Origin of the sequence: Brucella ciceri (assembly GCF_041930145.1) — a bacterium.
GTDB classification, from domain to species: Bacteria; Pseudomonadota; Alphaproteobacteria; order Rhizobiales; family Rhizobiaceae; genus Brucella; species Brucella intermedia.
On record NZ_JBHEEV010000002.1, the window covers coordinates 68407 to 83424 of the forward strand.

Genomic DNA, 15018 nt, shown 5'->3' on the forward strand with positions numbered 1-15018 from the left:
TAACAACCCCGGGAAAGAAAGTGTTTTGATGGCAGATCCTGTTTTTTTCGCGCCTTCGCGTGAACTCACGATTGGCGATATAGCAGATTTTACCGGTGCAAGACTTCGCGATGCGAAGCTTGCGCCGCGTTCTGTTGCGCGGCTCTCCTCTCTTAAAGATGCAACTGAAGGTTCTCTTGTCTTCGTCGAGGGCAAAAAGAACGCCGATGGACTTTCATCGATCAGTGCGGCCGGGGTTTTGTGTACGGAAGCCGTAGCGGACATAGTACCGTCGCATATAGCTGCATTGGTGACCCGTAATCCTCAGCGAGACTTTGCCTCCGTAGGGCGGATGTTGTTTCCTGCGTCGGTCAGGCCAGTAAGCTGGTTTGGTGAAACAGGTATTTCGTCGGCGGCGATCATTCACCCGACTGCGCATATCGAGGATGGCGCAACCATCGAAGCTGGAGCAGTGATCGGCAAGGGCGTTACCGTTGGTAGCGGTACCCTGGTCGCTTCAACTGCAGTCATTGGGGAAGGTAGCCAGATTGGCCGCAACAGCTATATTGCGCCGGGCGTTACCGTACAATGTGCTTTTATCGGCAACCAAGTTGCGCTTCATCCGGGCGTTCGGATCGGTCAAGATGGTTTCGGCTACGTCCCAGGTCCGGCTGGTCTGGAAAAAGTTCCCCAGCTCGGCAGGGTCATTATTCAGGACAATGTCGAGATCGGCGCAAATACGACGGTGGATCGTGGTTCGTTGAATGACACCGTTATCGGTGAAGGCACCAAGGTCGATAATCTTGTCCAGATCGCACACAATGTGCGGATCGGCCGCTTTTGTATCATTGCCGCACATTGCGGCATCTCCGGCAGCTGCGTTATCGGTGACCAGACGATGCTGGGTGGACGTGTGGGCCTTGCTGACCATTTGATCATCGGTTCGCGCGTGCAGGTTGCTGCGGCGAGTGGCGTTATGAATGACATACCCGATGGTGAGCGCTGGGGCGGTATTCCCGCGCGGCCTATCAAGCAGTGGTTCCGCGATATTGCGAATATCCGCAGCATCGGGCAATCGAGAAAGGAGCAATCCTCTGATGAGTGATGCAAATCAGACCAAGCTGGAAGCAGCAGATATCCAGGACCTTCTGGCAGTGCTGCCGCATCGCTATCCGTTTTTGCTGATTGATCGTATCGTCGACATTGACGGTGACGTCTCTGCGACCGGTATCAAGAATGTGACAATCAATGAGCCGCATTTTACAGGCCATTTTCCTGAAAAGCCGATCATGCCGGGCGTACTGATTGTCGAAGCCATGGCACAAACGGCAGGCGCTATTTCCCTGCTTCAGCGCAAGACCGGGCGCCCGGGCGTGGTCTATTTCATGACTATCGACAATGCGAAATTCCGTCGGCCCGTCATACCGGGTGACAGGCTTTTGCTTCATGTCAAGAAGATCAAGCAACGCGCAAATATCTCCAAATATGAATGCATTGCGGAAGTTGATGGTGTGAAGGTTGCGGAAGCTGAAGTCGCTGCCATGATCAGCACAGCTGAAGAAAACCAGTGAGCATATCAATGAAAGAAACATTTATTCACCCCACCGCTCTCGTAGAGCAGGGCGTGGAACTGGGGCAGGGTGTGTCTGTCGGCCCCTTCTGTCACATTCAGTCTGGCGCCGTCCTTGGCGACAATTCGGAATTGATGAGCCATGTGGTTGTAACGGGCGCGACGACGCTTGGCGAGGCAGCCAAGGTCTATCCGCACGCTGTTCTGGGGTGCGATCCGCAGAACAACAAGCATAAGGGTGGTCCCACCAAGCTGAACATCGGAAAGAACTGCCTGATCCGTGAAGGCGTGACCATGCACAAAGGGTCGGACAGCGCACGGGGATATACTTCGGTTGGCGACAACTGTTCGTTTCTGGCTTACGCTCATGTAGCGCATGATTGCGATATTGGCAATTACGTCACATTTTCCAACAATGTGATGATTGGCGGCCATACGACGATCGGACACCACGCCATTCTGGGCGGTGGCGCCGCTATCCATCAATTCGTGCGTATCGGGCACCACGCTTTCGTAGGTGGCATGGCTGCTGTGGTGAGCGATCTTATCCCATACGGTATGGCGATAGGCGTGCATGCTCATCTTGGCGGATTGAATATCGTCGGCATGAAGCGCTCTGGTATGGAGCGCAAGGAAATTCATAATCTTCGTCATGCTGTCAGGATGCTGTTCGACCGTACAAAGCCGATTCGGGACCGCGCCAAAGACGTTCTAATTGCAATACCGGGCTCCCCGGCTGTCATCGATATGATCGACTTCATCAACGTCGATACCAAGCGTGCCTACTGTACACCTCCGCTTGATGCGGTGCATGGCGGGGCCGGACATGACAGCGGCGAAGATTGAGAAAATCCAGCGTCTCGCAGACTATGCGGGGCGCGTTGCCATTATCGCCGGGAACGGCCTGCTGCCGATCAATGTGGCGGAGGCTCTGGCGACAGCGGGAAAGTCTCCCTTCCTTGTGCCGCTGCGCGGAGAAGCCGACCCGATACTTTACAAGTATGAACATCAGGAAATCTCGATCGTAGAGTTTGCAAAGCTGGTGCGCTCTATGAAAGCTGCGGGAGTGGATCGGGTTGTTCTCGCCGGTGGCGTGACGAGCCGCCCTCATGTCAGCGATTTGAAGCTTGACTGGCCTACGCTGCGGGCGGTGCCTTATGTTCTGCGGGCACTGGGACAGGGCGACGATGCGCTCTTGCGTGCGTTCATAGGGCTGCTGGAATCTTTTGGTTTCAAAGTTGTCGGGGCTCATGAAGTTGTCCCGGATCTGCTTTCCCCATCACCGGCTCAAATTCTGACTCGAGCCGTGCCAGACGCCCGAGAACGCCATAATCTTGAACTTGCGATGGAATCTGCGCTTCGCCTCGGTGATCTCGATGTCGGGCAGGGCGCAATTGCGGTCGGCGGACGTGTGGTGGCTCTCGAAGGAGCGGAAGGCACAGATCAAATGATCGAACGTGTGCGGGAGTTGCGTGCGGCTCGCCGCATACCTCGCCGAGGCGGTGTTCTCGTCAAGATGGCAAAGCCGCAGCAGGATGAAAGAGCCGACCTTCCAACCATCGGGATTTCAACAGTCGAGAATGCCGCCAAAGCGGGATTATCGGGAATAGCGGTTGAGGCAGGCAGGACATTCATTCTAGGCTTCGGTGAAACCATCGCTGCAGCAAACGACAAGGGTCTCTTCATAGAGACAGTCAGTCGCGAGAGAAAGGATGCGCGGACGTGAGCACCAACAGCCGGCCTCTGAAAATAGCAATCGTGGCCGGTGAAGAATCCGGTGATCTTCTTGGTGCTGATCTGATTGATGCACTACGAAATCAGACAGACCGGCTTGTTGATATCGTCGGCGTCGGTGGCGATCACCTTGCGGCCCGGGGCATGAAGTCTTTCTTTGATCCGCACGAAATTGCCCTTATGGGACTGGGAGCAATTCTCAGGAATTTACCGGGGCTGATGCGGCGCATTAGGCAGACCGCGCAACGCATTATTGCGGAGAAGCCAGATTGCGTTCTTCTGATCGATAGTCCCGAGTTCACGCACCGCGTTGCCCAAAGGATCAGAGCAGCGAATGCGTCTATTCCCATTGTAAAATATATAGCGCCGAGTGTGTGGGCCTGGCGACCGCAGCGTGCCCGGGCGATGAAAGCCTATTTTGACCACGTGCTGACCATTCTTCCATTTGAGGTGGAGGTCATGCAAAAGTTGAGTGGACCGAGTGCCACCTATGTCGGGCACCGCCTTTCCAGCTATGAACCGATATTGCAGGCAAGGGCAGAACAAAAAGCACTGGAAGTGCAACGGTCTAATGATTCCCGCAAAACGCTGCTCGTTCTACCAGGGTCTCGCCGTACTGAAATCCAGATGCTGATGGAACCGTTCGGCCAGGCTGTTGGTGAACTTGCTGCCAGAACCGAAAAACTCGATGTGGTTTTGCCGACACTGCCGCGCATCGCGGAAATGGTGCGGGATCTTTCGAAGAATTGGGCGGTCAAACCGCTTATTGTCTTGGGCGATGAGGAAAAGTGGAAAGCTTTTTCCAGGGCCGATGCGGCGCTTGCTGCTTCCGGGACGGTCTCGCTGGAACTGGCTCTCTCACGTATCCCAAGTGTGCTTTCCTATAAGGCGGACTGGTTTGCACGCAAGTTTCTGATGCCTAAGATAACCATCTGGAGCGCGGCTCTGCCGAACATCATAGCCGATGAGCCGGTCGTACCTGAGTATTTCAATGAATTCGTTCGCCCCGGAATGCTTGCTCGCAATCTCGAGCGGCTGATGAAGCCAGGATCGGCACGGCAGGCACAGCTCGACGGGTTCGATAAGGTTGCTTCGATCATGGCTACCGAGCAGCCGTCTGGCGAGATCGGTGCGCGGGTCGTTCTTGAGCTGGCAGGCAAGAGCATTTCCAGTTTAAATTGAATCGGTGGAAGTGTTCTGTCGCAACCCAACATTCGCGCTTTTGCTGGAAATGATTGTGTCCAAGACCTGACTACCTGCTGCGAGCAGGCATGAAAAAAACCCGGCTGTTGCAACCGGGTTTTCTTATGCGGATCTGATATTTATTTGCGCTTTGCGAGCGGTACGTAGTCGCGTTCGGCGGCGCCCGTGTAGAGCTGGCGCGGGCGACCGATCTTCTGCTGCGGATCTTCGATCATTTCCTTCCACTGTGCGACCCAGCCAACGGTACGGGCGAGTGCAAAGAGAACCGTGAACATTTCGGTCGGGAAGCCCAGGGCCTTCAACGTGATGCCGGAATAGAAGTCGATGTTCGGGTAAAGCTTCTTTTCGATGAAGTATTCATCCGTCAGGGCAATCTTTTCCAGTTCCATCGCAACGTCGAGCAACGGATCGTCCTTGATGCCGAGTTCGCCCAGAACTTCATGGCAGGTCTTCTGCATGATCTTGGCGCGCGGATCGTAATTCTTGTAGACGCGGTGACCGAAGCCCATCAGACGGAACGGATCGTTCTTGTCCTTTGCACGGGCGATGAATTCAGGAATGCGGTCGACGGAACCGATCTCAGCCAGCATGTTGAGCGCGGCTTCGTTAGCGCCGCCGTGCGCAGGGCCCCAGAGGCAGGCAACGCCGGCAGCGATACATGCAAATGGATTGGCGCCCGACGAACCGGCAAGGCGCACGGTCGAGGTCGAGGCGTTTTGCTCGTGATCCGCGTGGAGAATGAAGATGCGGTCCATCGCGCGCGCCAGAACCGGATTGACCTTGTAATCCTCGCATGGAACACCAAAGCACATGTGCAGAAAGTTTGACGCGAAATCGAGATCGTTTTTGGGGTACATGAACGGCTGGCCGATATGGTACTTATAGGCCATGGCAGCGAGCGTCGGGACCTTGGCGATCAGACGGATCGACGCAACCATACGCTGATGCGGGTCGGTGATGTCGGTCGAGTCATGATAGAAAGCCGACATCGCGCCGACACAGCCGACCATCACGGCCATAGGATGGGCATCACGGCGGAAGCCCGTAAAGAACTTCGTCATCTGTTCGTGAATCATCGTGTGGCGCGTCACACGATAGTCGAAGTCAGCCTTCTGGGTTGCCGTTGGCAGTTCGCCGTACAGAAGCAGGTAGCAGGTTTCCAGAAAATCGCCGTGTTCGGCAAGCTGATCGATTGGGTAACCGCGATAGAGCAGGGTGCCTTCGTCACCGTCGATGTAGGTGATTTTGGATTCGCACGATGCCGTGGAGGTGAAGCCCGGATCGTAGGTGAACATCTGGGAATTCTTGTAGAGTGGACCAATATCAACGACGTCTGGTCCGACAGTGCCTTGTCGTACAGGCAGGTCGAATGTTTTGCCTTCTAGTGTAAAGCTGGCTGTCCTATCTGACATCGTGTTTCCTTTCATGTCCACTTTGCCGCCCGCACGACGGCAGAATTGTAATCGTCGTTATAATTTGTCTTTTATCTCTTGGAATGGTCCCGCCCCTGTGGGGACCATTAGCGTTCACGCATTATCCTAACGATTTTGCCCGTCAAACTATCCCAAACGGTTCGCGATGCAATGCGTAATTTGAACTATTTACGCCGGTTTTGTCACGTCAGCGTGAATGTTCCCACCTTAACCGATTTGATCGCGAATACGCCCGAGCGACTCCTCACGGCCAAGGACGGAAAGCACGTCGAACACGCCCGGAGAGGTGGCTCGACCGGTCAATGCTGCGCGTAGGGGCTGTGCGATCTTGCCGAGTTTCAGCCCGGTTTTTTCCGCGTGAGTCCTCACGACCGCGTCGAGAGATTCGGCAGTCCATTCGGTTGCAGCTTCCAGATCCGGCAGAACAGACTTGAGTACAGCGCGGCCCTCTTCATTCAGGAGGGAGGCTGCCTTCTCGTCAAGGTCAAGGGGACGAGCAGCGAAGATGAATTTCGATCCGTCAGCCAGTTCCACAAGAGTTTTGGCACGATCCTTCAGGCCGGGCATGGCGGCAAGCAACTGTGCGCGGCGCTTATCGTCCAGCGCATCGGAAATTTCCTTGCCGCCTTCAATCTCCGGAAGAACGGCTATAAGCGCATCATAGAGCGCGTGATCGTCGCTGGCGCGCATATAGACGCCGTTGATCGCCTCCAGCTTCTGAAAATCGAAGCGGGCCGCACCCTTGTTGACGTCCTTGACGTCGAACCATTCGATCATCTGTTCGGTCGACATAATCTCGTCATCGCCGTGACTCCAGCCGAGGCGCACGAGATAGTTGCGCAGGGCCGCGGGCAAATAGCCCATCGCACGGTAGGCATCGACACCCAGAGCGCCGTGACGCTTGGAGAGTTTTGCGCCGTCAGCGCCATGGATCAGCGGGATGTGCGACATCTGTGGCACGTCCCAGTTCATTGCGTTGTAGATGACTGTCTGCCGCGCGGCATTGGTCAGATGATCATCGCCGCGAATGATATGGGTCACACCCATGTCGTGGTCATCGACAACGACTGCATGCATGTAGGTGGGCGTGCCATCGGAACGTAGGATGATGAAATCATCGAGATCCTTGTTCGGGAAGCGGACATCGCCCTGCACGGCATCCTGCACGAGAGTTTCGCCTTCCTGCGGCGCCTTGATGCGAATGACCGGCTTTACGCCTGAGGGTGCTTCTGACGGATCGCGATCACGCCAGCGACCGTCATAGCGCGGTGGACGACCTTCGGCGCGGGCTTTCTCGCGCATTTCTTCCAGTTCTTCCGGCGTTGCATAGCAGTAATATGCCTTGCCAAGAGCAACCAGCTCTTCCGCTACTTCGCGATGGCGAGGCGCGCGCTCGAATTGCGAGATGGCTTCGCCGTCCCAATCCAGCCCCAGCCAGGTCAGTCCATCGAGAATGGCAGCCGTCGCGGCATCGGTAGAACGTTCCCGGTCGGTGTCTTCGATACGCAGCAGCATCTTGCCGCCGTTATGCTTGGCGTAAAGCCAGTTGAACAGGGCAGTGCGCGCACCACCAATGTGCAGATACCCGGTGGGCGAAGGGGCAAAACGGGTAACGACCGGTTTCGGCATGATAGCTCCACTATGTCGTGCGCCATTCCAGAGCAGCGGCGAATGCCGGAGACACAGGCGCGAACTTGAATTCCAATGCCTGCGCGAGGCAACTCGGCAGGTAATCGCGGTTCTTTGTACGAACTCACTCGATTTCGGCTGCGGTTCATGTAGCATAGGCAGCAACGTGCGCAAGGGCTTCGCAACCCTTTCGCACCGATGAGCCGTTGTTCTTTCGGGGTACTTTGGCGGTTTAGGCCAACTTTTGCGGTCAGGCGGGGGCATGACAGGCATCAGGGAAGCGAGCGAGGTAAACGAACGGGCACTTGTCAGAAGCATGCCTGATGGTTCGCTGCGCGCCTTATTTCCGGAGACTTCGCCTCCAGGTGAATTCGAAGTAGACTTACCACCCGTCAAGCCTTCGGGATTGAGCCTGCGTGAACGGCTTTTGTCTATATCTTCGGTCGCAGGCAGCCAGATCAAGGCTGCGATGGAAACAGAAGCCGGACGCGGCGTACTCTTCCTCCTGCTTCCGGTTTTTGCCGGTATTGGCGCGATAATCTATTTCACGCTTTCATTCGAACCTGCGTGGACTCCGCTTCTGTCCATGCTCGCGATTGCCCTCAGCTTGCGAATTGCGACGCGCAAGCATTTTGCGGTTGCCCAGGGCACAACCTTGGCTATCGCTCTGATCGGCGGGCTTATGGTCGGCAAATGGGAAACGGAACGTCGCGCCACGTCGATGTTGGGCTCAGACGTGGCGACGCGTGTGACGGGCCGGGTCGTTGCGCTTGAATATCAGGATAATGGTAGTTGGCGGATAACACTTGAGGTGCTTCAGACCGAGCGCCCCAAGCTTCGATTTCCGCCGAAGCGCGTTCGCATCAATGCCAGAGATATACCGGCGACAACAGCGATTGGCAGCGGATTGTCCGGTTTTGCGCGATTGCGCATTCCGTCTGGCGCCGTCCGCCCTGGAAACTATGATTTCTCTTTTCACGCATATTTCAATGGCATTGGCGCCAACGGGTTCTTTCTTGGGACGCCCAAATTAGCGATTGTTCCCCCGCCAGATGAACTGACAGCGGAAATGTCCCAGTGGATTGCCATGCTACGGGTCCGGGTTTCTGAACGGATCGAGGAAGTGATTGGAGGGGAGGATGGTAGTGTCGCTTCGGCGCTCGTGGCAGGCACCCGCGCCGGGATCAGCGAGCAAACCAACGACGATCTGCGCAAGGCAGGGCTTGCACATATTCTTTCAATCTCGGGTTTGCATATGGCGCTCGCCGCTGGCGTCGTCATGTTGACGCTACGATCCGCCTTCGCGCTGTTTCCCGCTTTCAGCGTCCGGCACCCGGTGAAGAAATACGCGGCTTTTCTCTCCCTACTAAGCTGTACCTTCTACCTTGCCATGTCCGGTGCGGACGTTGCTGCGCAACGAAGCTATGTAATGATTGCGATTATGCTTGGAGCATCACTGGTCGATCGCGCTGCCATCAGCATGCGCAATCTGGCCATAGCGGCGCTCGCGATGATCGCTCTTTCGCCGCATGAGATTTTGGGGCCGAGTTTTCAGATGTCGTTCTCTGCAACCGCTGCGTTGATCGCCGGTTATGCCTGGTGGAGTGAACGCAATGCGAACAGGCGTGTCGGCATAGAGAAGCGTAGGAAGCCTAGCGACGGCTTTGCTCGGCGGATATTAAAGCTAGTCGCGGCAGCGGCAGGCACCTCGCTCATTGCCGGGTTGGCAAGCGGCATTTTCGCCGCCTATCATTTCAACAACACCGCGCCATTGGGATTGGTGGGAAATGTGCTTGCTGAACCCGCAATAGCCTTGCTTGTGATGCCGTTTGCTGTTTTCGGCCTGGTGCTGATGCCTTTGCAGCTTGACTGGGTGCCTCTGCAAATAATGGGCTGGGGCATTTTCGCGGTAAGGCACATTGCTGCCTTCGTCGCTGCCTGGTCGCCGGATGGTAATCCAGGAACCATGCCCGCGCTTACTCTTGTTTTCTGGACCATTGCGCTGGTTCTGGCGGTTGTGCTTTCCACCAGACTGAAGGTACTGGCGCTCCCATTTGTCGTCCTGGGCCTGGTGGTTTTTTTAAGGGAACCATTTCCCGATATCGTCATATCCGAAGATGCCAAGCTGGTAGGCGTCCGATTGGAGGACGGAAGGCTTGCGGTTAATCGAAATCGACCTTCCCAGTTCACAATCGACAATTGGAAAACTGCCTATCTGGTCAAGGAAATGATCCCGCCGCTTTCGGTTAAAAAAGAAGAGCTGGCCGCGTCCGATGGTTTTGAGTGTGTTGAGGGAGTGTGCACGATTACCCTGCGTGATGGTCGCACGCTTGCCTATACTGCAGAACCGGCAATGCAGGAAATTGCGTGCAATATCGGGGATGTGGTCATCCTGGCTGTTCCGGGCAAGGATGCCACATGTCGTCGCTCAACGATTACCAGCATCAGTAAACGCGATCTGGCGCTGAAAGGAGCCGTAGAAATCAGACTTGGACAACAACGCGATGAAAGCCGCTCTCCCAAAGCGGCAACGGGAAAATCGCATGAAACTGCGAGGCTCGACAAGAAGCAGCCGACACCCGATTTGCGTCCGGACGACCGAATTACATACGCTGTTGATGTTCCAAGCCGTCCCTGGCATTTGCATCGCATTCATTCGCGCGCGGCACGCGGCTTGCCCGAACGAGAATACAAGCCCAAATCCGCTTCCACTCGAAACGTAGCAGACTGTTCATCGGGCGCGGACGACGCTACAACGCGCTGCAATTGATTTCGAGCGGTCTCTCGCTTCTATTCAATCCAAACCGCTCGATTCAGTTTTGTCATGCGCATCACCCGAAACCGGTTCCCGCTTTCGGAAGACGTGCTCTAGTAACGGCGGATGAGACCGACGAGCTTCCCCTGTACGCGAACACGGTCAGGGCCGAATATCCTCGTTTCATAAGCGGGATTAGCCGCTTCCAGAGCGATGGAGGCACCCTTACGGCGAAAGCGCTTCAAGGTCGCTTCTTCATCATCGACCAGAGCTACCACGATCTCACCGGGATTTGCGGAATCTCCGCGTTTGATGATCACCGTGTCTCCGTCGAAAATTCCGGCATCGATCATTGAATCCCCTTTGACCTCCAGCGCGTAATGCTCGCCCGCGCCGATCATTTCTGGCGGTAGACTGAGGGAGTGGGTCTGGTTCTGAATGGCGGAGATCGGCACACCCGCAGCTATTCGTCCCATTACCGGTACGGATACCGTAGCCGACGTGTCGTCATTGGTAGCTACAGGGGCAGGGCGAGCTGGTGGAGGGGGTGGCGGCGCTTTGCCAAGACTACCTTCGATCACGCTGGGGGCGAACTTCTTTTGCGCATTGAGCCCAGGAGCGATTGAATCCGGCAACCGCAACACCTCAAGCGCACGCGCCCTGTTGGGCAGGCGGCGGATAAAGCCACGCTCCTCCAGAGCAGTGATCAGACGATGGATACCCGATTTTGAAGCCAGATCGAGCGCTTCCTTCATCTCGTCGAAAGAGGGAGGAATGCCCGTTTCCTTCAGACGTTCGTGAATGAACAGCAGAAGCTCGTGCTGCTTACGGGTCAACATGCGCGACACCCTCCCGGCCAAGAATCGAGAAAAACAAAACCAGAACGAACACTATATGTTCCAGTCTTGTTCTGCAATGGTTTTAAAATCGTTAATGCTAAGAACAAGGAAAGAAGGGATGTTCCAGCGCTGCATTCCCGCCACCGGAGTGAGTGGGGCGACATTCTGAATAATATATATCGCACCGGGGCTTAGGGTGAATTCCTCATGTTCGGATGAGGCGTTGCCGCTATAGCATCAGAACTCGGCAATCATCGCCACTAGCGGCAGCGGGAGCGTTCTCATCCCTGATGATAAGCGCTTTTGAGCGGACGAGGGCGGACAACATGGACGAATCCTGCAACGGAAAAGGCGACGCGACCAGCATTCCATCCGGTCGTGATTCGATGGTAGCCCGGATATAGTCGCGGCGATGATCGTTAGCTGGCAGGGCAACACCCAGCTTCGCCGGACGGATGCCGGCTTCAAGGCTGGTGCCGGCGAGCTTCGCGACAAGCGGCCGGAGAAAAACAAGGCTGCACACCAGGCTGGAAACAGGATTGCCGGGCAAGCCGATAACATGGACGATCTTGCCATTCACCTCGATTCGTCCATGCATCAGCGGTTTGCCAGGCCGCATGGCGATCTTCCAGAAATCGAGGTTGATGCCCAGTTTCTGCAGCGCGCCATGGACAAAGTCCCTGTCACCGACCGAAGCTCCGCCGATTGTGACCAGAACGTCGACGCCGCTTTGCAGGCTATCTTCTATTGCCTGCTCTATTTTAGCGGGATCATCGGGAATGATCCCCTTATCTTGAGAAGTCCCGCCGGCTCGTCTTACGATCTCGGCAATTCCAACACTGTTCGATGCAACGATCTGGTCTTTTCCGGGTATCTCGCCCGGTGCAACAAGCTCATCGCCGGTAGCGATAATGGCTACAGTGGGCTTTTTGAATACGTCGATTTTCGCATTGCCGCTGGCCGCTGCCAGCGACAGTGCAGCGGCATCCAGTTCACGGCCTGATGGAATGACTATATTGCCCGGCGAAAAGTCCAGGCCTGCGCGGCGTATATGCCGTCCCGGTTCCATGCCTTTATGGACGATCAACCGGTTGCCTGAGCGCTCGGTGTGCTCCTGAATGACGATTGTGTCGGTACCGTTGGGAAGCGGCGCGCCGGTGAAAATGCGGACTGCCTGTCCGCTTCTTAATTCGCCTTCGAAGCGATTGCCCGCCGCCGACTCGCCGATGATATCGAACTCGGCAGGATAGGAGATGTTGTCCGGCGCGATCAGGGCATAGCCGTCCATCGCCGAACCGTCAAAAGGCGGCTGCAGAAAATGTGCCAGCACGGGTGTTGCAACGACACGTCCACCAGCATCTGACAATGCGATCTGCTCAGTGCCGTGCGGCTCAGCCGACTTCAGAATGCGGGCCAGTGCTTCATCGACCGGGAGAAGGGACATGGCGTTTCCTCTCGAACTGAATTTCTGCCCCGTCTAAACCATAAAAAACGATTGGCAGAATTGATCCAAAGCAAAGTCAGCAGCATATCTGGAAAAAGCAGTTTATGCCGTCCAGTCGCCTGATTTGCCGCCGCTCTTTTCGATAACGCGAATGCTGCCGATCTCCATATGCTTGTCGACCGCCTTGGCCATATCATAGATCGTGAGGCAGGTAACTGAAACGGCGGTGAGCGCTTCCATTTCTACGCCGGTGCGTCCCTTCAGCCTGGCGAGTGCACGAACGCGCAGGCCGGGCAAAGTGTGGTCCGGTTCGATTTCGACCGCGACTTTGGTCAGCATCAATGGATGGCAGAGGGGAATAAGGTCCGAGGTCTTTTTCGCTGCCATGATGCCAGCCAGACGCGCAGTGCCGATGACATCACCCTTGGCTGCATTGCCTTCCAGAATGAGCGCCAGCGTTTCCGGCTTCATTCTGACCGATCCTTCGGCCACAGCCTGACGTTCTGTCTCGTCCTTGCTCCCAACATCCACCATGTTGGCAGCGCCACTCTGGTCGATATGGGTGAGTTTGGAGACCATCGGTCAGGCCTTGCCGGTCAGAAGTTCGCGGGTCGCCGCTGCAACATCTGCCTTGCGCATCAGGCTTTCTCCGATGAGGAACGTCCCGATCCCCGACTTTTCCAGTCGCAGACAATCTTCGTGTGTGAAGATGCCGCTTTCCCCAACCAGCAAGCGGTCGGAGGGAGCCATTTTCGACAGGCGTTCGGAGACAGCGAGATCGACCTCAAACGTTCGCAAATTGCGGTTGTTGACCCCGAGCAGACGCGACGACAGTTTGAGTGCGCGTTCCATCTCGGTCTCGTCGTGTACTTCGATGAGAGCATCCATACCAAGCTCGAAAGCGGTTTCTTCGAGCGCTTTCGCCAGATCGTCATCGACGCTGGCGAGGATGATCAGGATGCAGTCCGCGCCCCAGCTGCGGGCTTCATGCACCTGATAGGTATCGAACAAAAAGTCTTTGCGAAGTGCCGGCAGGCCACATGCGTTGCGGGACGCCGTCAGAAATTCTGGCGCTCCTTGAAAGGACGGCGCGTCGGTCAGCACGGAAAGACACGCCGCACCACCAGCCTCGTAGGCCTGTGCAAGGACGGGCGGATCGAAATCAGGACGAATAAGGCCTTTCGAAGGGCTCGCCTTCTTGATTTCGGCTATCAGGGCGAATTCCCCAGCCGCGCGTTTCGCTTCCAGTGCCTTGAGAAAACCGCGGGGTGCTTCCTGATCCTGAGCGCGTGCTTTCAGATCTGCCACGCTACGCTCGGCCTTGGCGGCGGCGATTTCGTCGCGTTTGTAAGCCTCTATCTTGCGCAGAATATCGGTAGACATAACTTGATCCTTTCCGTCAGGCGGTGTTGTCGTTCGAAACGGCAATCACCTTCTGCAAAACACCAAGTGCGGCACCGCTGTCGATGGATTGCGTCGCCAGTTCGATGCCTTCTTTCAAATCTTTCGCCTTGCCAGCAATGACGAGCGCCGCGCCCGAATTGAGCAACACGATGTCCCGATAGGCATTTTTATCGCCTTCAAGTACACCCAGCAGAGCCTTGGCGTTCACGGCAGCTTCGCCGCCTTTCAGTTCCGCAGGATCGCAACGGCGAAGCCCGACTTCTTCCGGCGTGATTTCAAAAGTACGGATTTGACCCTTCTCAAGAGCCGCAATCTGCGTTGTGCCTGCGGTGGTCATTTCGTCGAGACCATCGCCATAGACAACCCATGCCGCTTCGGAACCCAGTTCCTTGAGCACTTCGGCCAAAGGTACGAGCCATTGAGGCGCGAATACTCCGACGAGTTGACGCTTGACGCTGGCCGGATTGGAAAGAGGTCCAAGCAGATTGAAGATGGTACGCGTGCCGAGTTCGACCCGTGAAGGGCCGACATGGCGCATGGCGGAATGGTGCATCGGTGCAAACATGAAGCCAAGGCCAGCTTCGGTGATGCTGCGGCCGATCGTGTTTGCACCGGCTTCGATATTGATGCCGAGCGCGGCGAGCGCATCGGCGGCACCTGAACGAGAGGAGAGGGCCCGGTTGCCATGCTTGGCCACAGGGACGCCGGCGCCAGCCACGACAAACGCCGAGCAGCTTGAAACATTGTAGGAGCCGGACTGGTCGCCACCGGTTCCGACGATATCGATTGCATTGTCGGGAGCGGAGACTCCCAGCATGCGGGACCGCATGGAGGCGACAGCACCAGCGATTTCCGGTACTGTTTCACCGCGTACACGCAACGCCATCAGCAATCCACCTATCTGCGATGGCGTCGCCTGGCCAGACATCATGATGTCGAAAGCGGCCCTGGAATCTTCCAGCGAAAGCGGCTCTCCAGCAGCAGCTTTCGCAATATAGGGTTTTAGATCAGCCATTTTGGATGCCCAC

Annotated in this window: 13 protein-coding genes; 6 read left to right on the forward strand and 7 right to left on the reverse strand. The window is 56.1% G+C overall.

Translation table 11 applies throughout. The annotated features are described in order from the left end of the window. Window positions 1-28: 28 nt before the first annotated feature. The 5 genes from lpxD to lpxB are packed head-to-tail and all read left to right on the forward strand — an operon-like array spanning window position 29 to window position 4465. Window positions 29-1084, forward strand: a complete 1056-nt coding sequence (gene lpxD / locus JNC63_RS03530; protein WP_006471609.1) for a UDP-3-O-(3-hydroxymyristoyl)glucosamine N-acyltransferase — start codon at window positions 29-31, stop codon at window positions 1082-1084. After that, a complete protein-coding gene (fabZ, locus tag JNC63_RS03535) occupies window positions 1077-1550 on the forward strand; it encodes a 3-hydroxyacyl-ACP dehydratase FabZ (RefSeq protein WP_006466942.1) in 474 nt (157 codons plus the stop codon). Before lpxD ends, fabZ begins: the two co-directional genes overlap by 8 nt. Before the next feature lie 8 nt (window positions 1551-1558). Further along, complete coding sequence (gene lpxA, locus JNC63_RS03540; RefSeq protein WP_063882192.1) at window positions 1559-2395, forward strand: acyl-ACP--UDP-N-acetylglucosamine O-acyltransferase; 837 nt, start codon at window positions 1559-1561, stop codon at window positions 2393-2395. Then, window positions 2376-3275: an LpxI family protein gene (locus JNC63_RS03545; RefSeq protein WP_063882193.1), complete on the forward strand. Its 900-nt coding sequence runs from the start codon at window positions 2376-2378 to the stop codon at window positions 3273-3275. The genes lpxA and JNC63_RS03545 overlap by 20 nt, the downstream gene beginning before the upstream one ends. Then, on the forward strand, window positions 3272-4465 hold the full coding sequence (lpxB, locus tag JNC63_RS03550) for a lipid-A-disaccharide synthase (RefSeq protein WP_063882195.1): 1194 nt from the start codon (window positions 3272-3274) through the stop codon (window positions 4463-4465). The genes JNC63_RS03545 and lpxB overlap by 4 nt, the downstream gene beginning before the upstream one ends. A gap of 140 nt (window positions 4466-4605) precedes the next feature. Here lpxB and gltA read toward each other — a convergent pair whose 3' ends face one another. After that, entirely contained in the window at window positions 4606-5898 is a 1293-nt protein-coding gene (gltA, locus tag JNC63_RS03555; RefSeq protein ID WP_022570157.1) for a citrate synthase, read from the reverse strand. 228 nt (window positions 5899-6126) lie between these two features. Further along, on the reverse strand, window positions 6127-7548 hold the full coding sequence (gltX, locus tag JNC63_RS03560) for a glutamate--tRNA ligase (RefSeq protein ID WP_063882196.1): 1422 nt from the start codon (window positions 7546-7548) through the stop codon (window positions 6127-6129). A 262-nt stretch (window positions 7549-7810) separates the two neighbouring features. Between gltX and JNC63_RS03565 the strand changes: the two genes are divergently transcribed. Then, window positions 7811-10318: a ComEC/Rec2 family competence protein gene (locus JNC63_RS03565; protein ID WP_063882198.1), complete on the forward strand. Its 2508-nt coding sequence runs from the start codon at window positions 7811-7813 to the stop codon at window positions 10316-10318. A gap of 98 nt (window positions 10319-10416) precedes the next feature. Here the strand turns inward: JNC63_RS03565 and lexA are convergent, their stop codons facing one another. The 5 genes from lexA to trpD all read right to left on the reverse strand — a co-directional run bounded on the left by lexA (window position 10417) and on the right by trpD (window position 15005). Beyond that, complete coding sequence (gene lexA / locus JNC63_RS03570; RefSeq protein ID WP_006470537.1) at window positions 10417-11142, reverse strand: transcriptional repressor LexA; 726 nt, start codon at window positions 11140-11142, stop codon at window positions 10417-10419. Between the two features lie 229 nt (window positions 11143-11371). Continuing rightward, window positions 11372-12586 carry a molybdopterin molybdotransferase MoeA gene (locus tag JNC63_RS03575; RefSeq protein ID WP_063882199.1) on the reverse strand — a complete coding sequence of 405 codons (1215 nt, stop codon included), beginning with the start codon at window positions 12584-12586 and terminating at the stop codon, window positions 11372-11374. A 102-nt stretch (window positions 12587-12688) separates the two neighbouring features. Next, the gene (gene moaC / locus JNC63_RS03580; protein WP_063882201.1) at window positions 12689-13165 is read right to left on the reverse strand and encodes a cyclic pyranopterin monophosphate synthase MoaC; all 477 of its coding nucleotides are present in this window, start codon (window positions 13163-13165) and stop codon (window positions 12689-12691) included. Between the two features lie 3 nt (window positions 13166-13168). After that, entirely contained in the window at window positions 13169-13969 is an 801-nt protein-coding gene (gene trpC / locus JNC63_RS03585) for an indole-3-glycerol phosphate synthase TrpC (protein WP_063882203.1), read from the reverse strand. 16 nt (window positions 13970-13985) lie between these two features. Beyond that, complete coding sequence (gene trpD, locus JNC63_RS03590) at window positions 13986-15005, reverse strand: anthranilate phosphoribosyltransferase (protein ID WP_063882205.1); 1020 nt, start codon at window positions 15003-15005, stop codon at window positions 13986-13988. Between the last annotated feature and the right edge of the window lie 13 nt (window positions 15006-15018).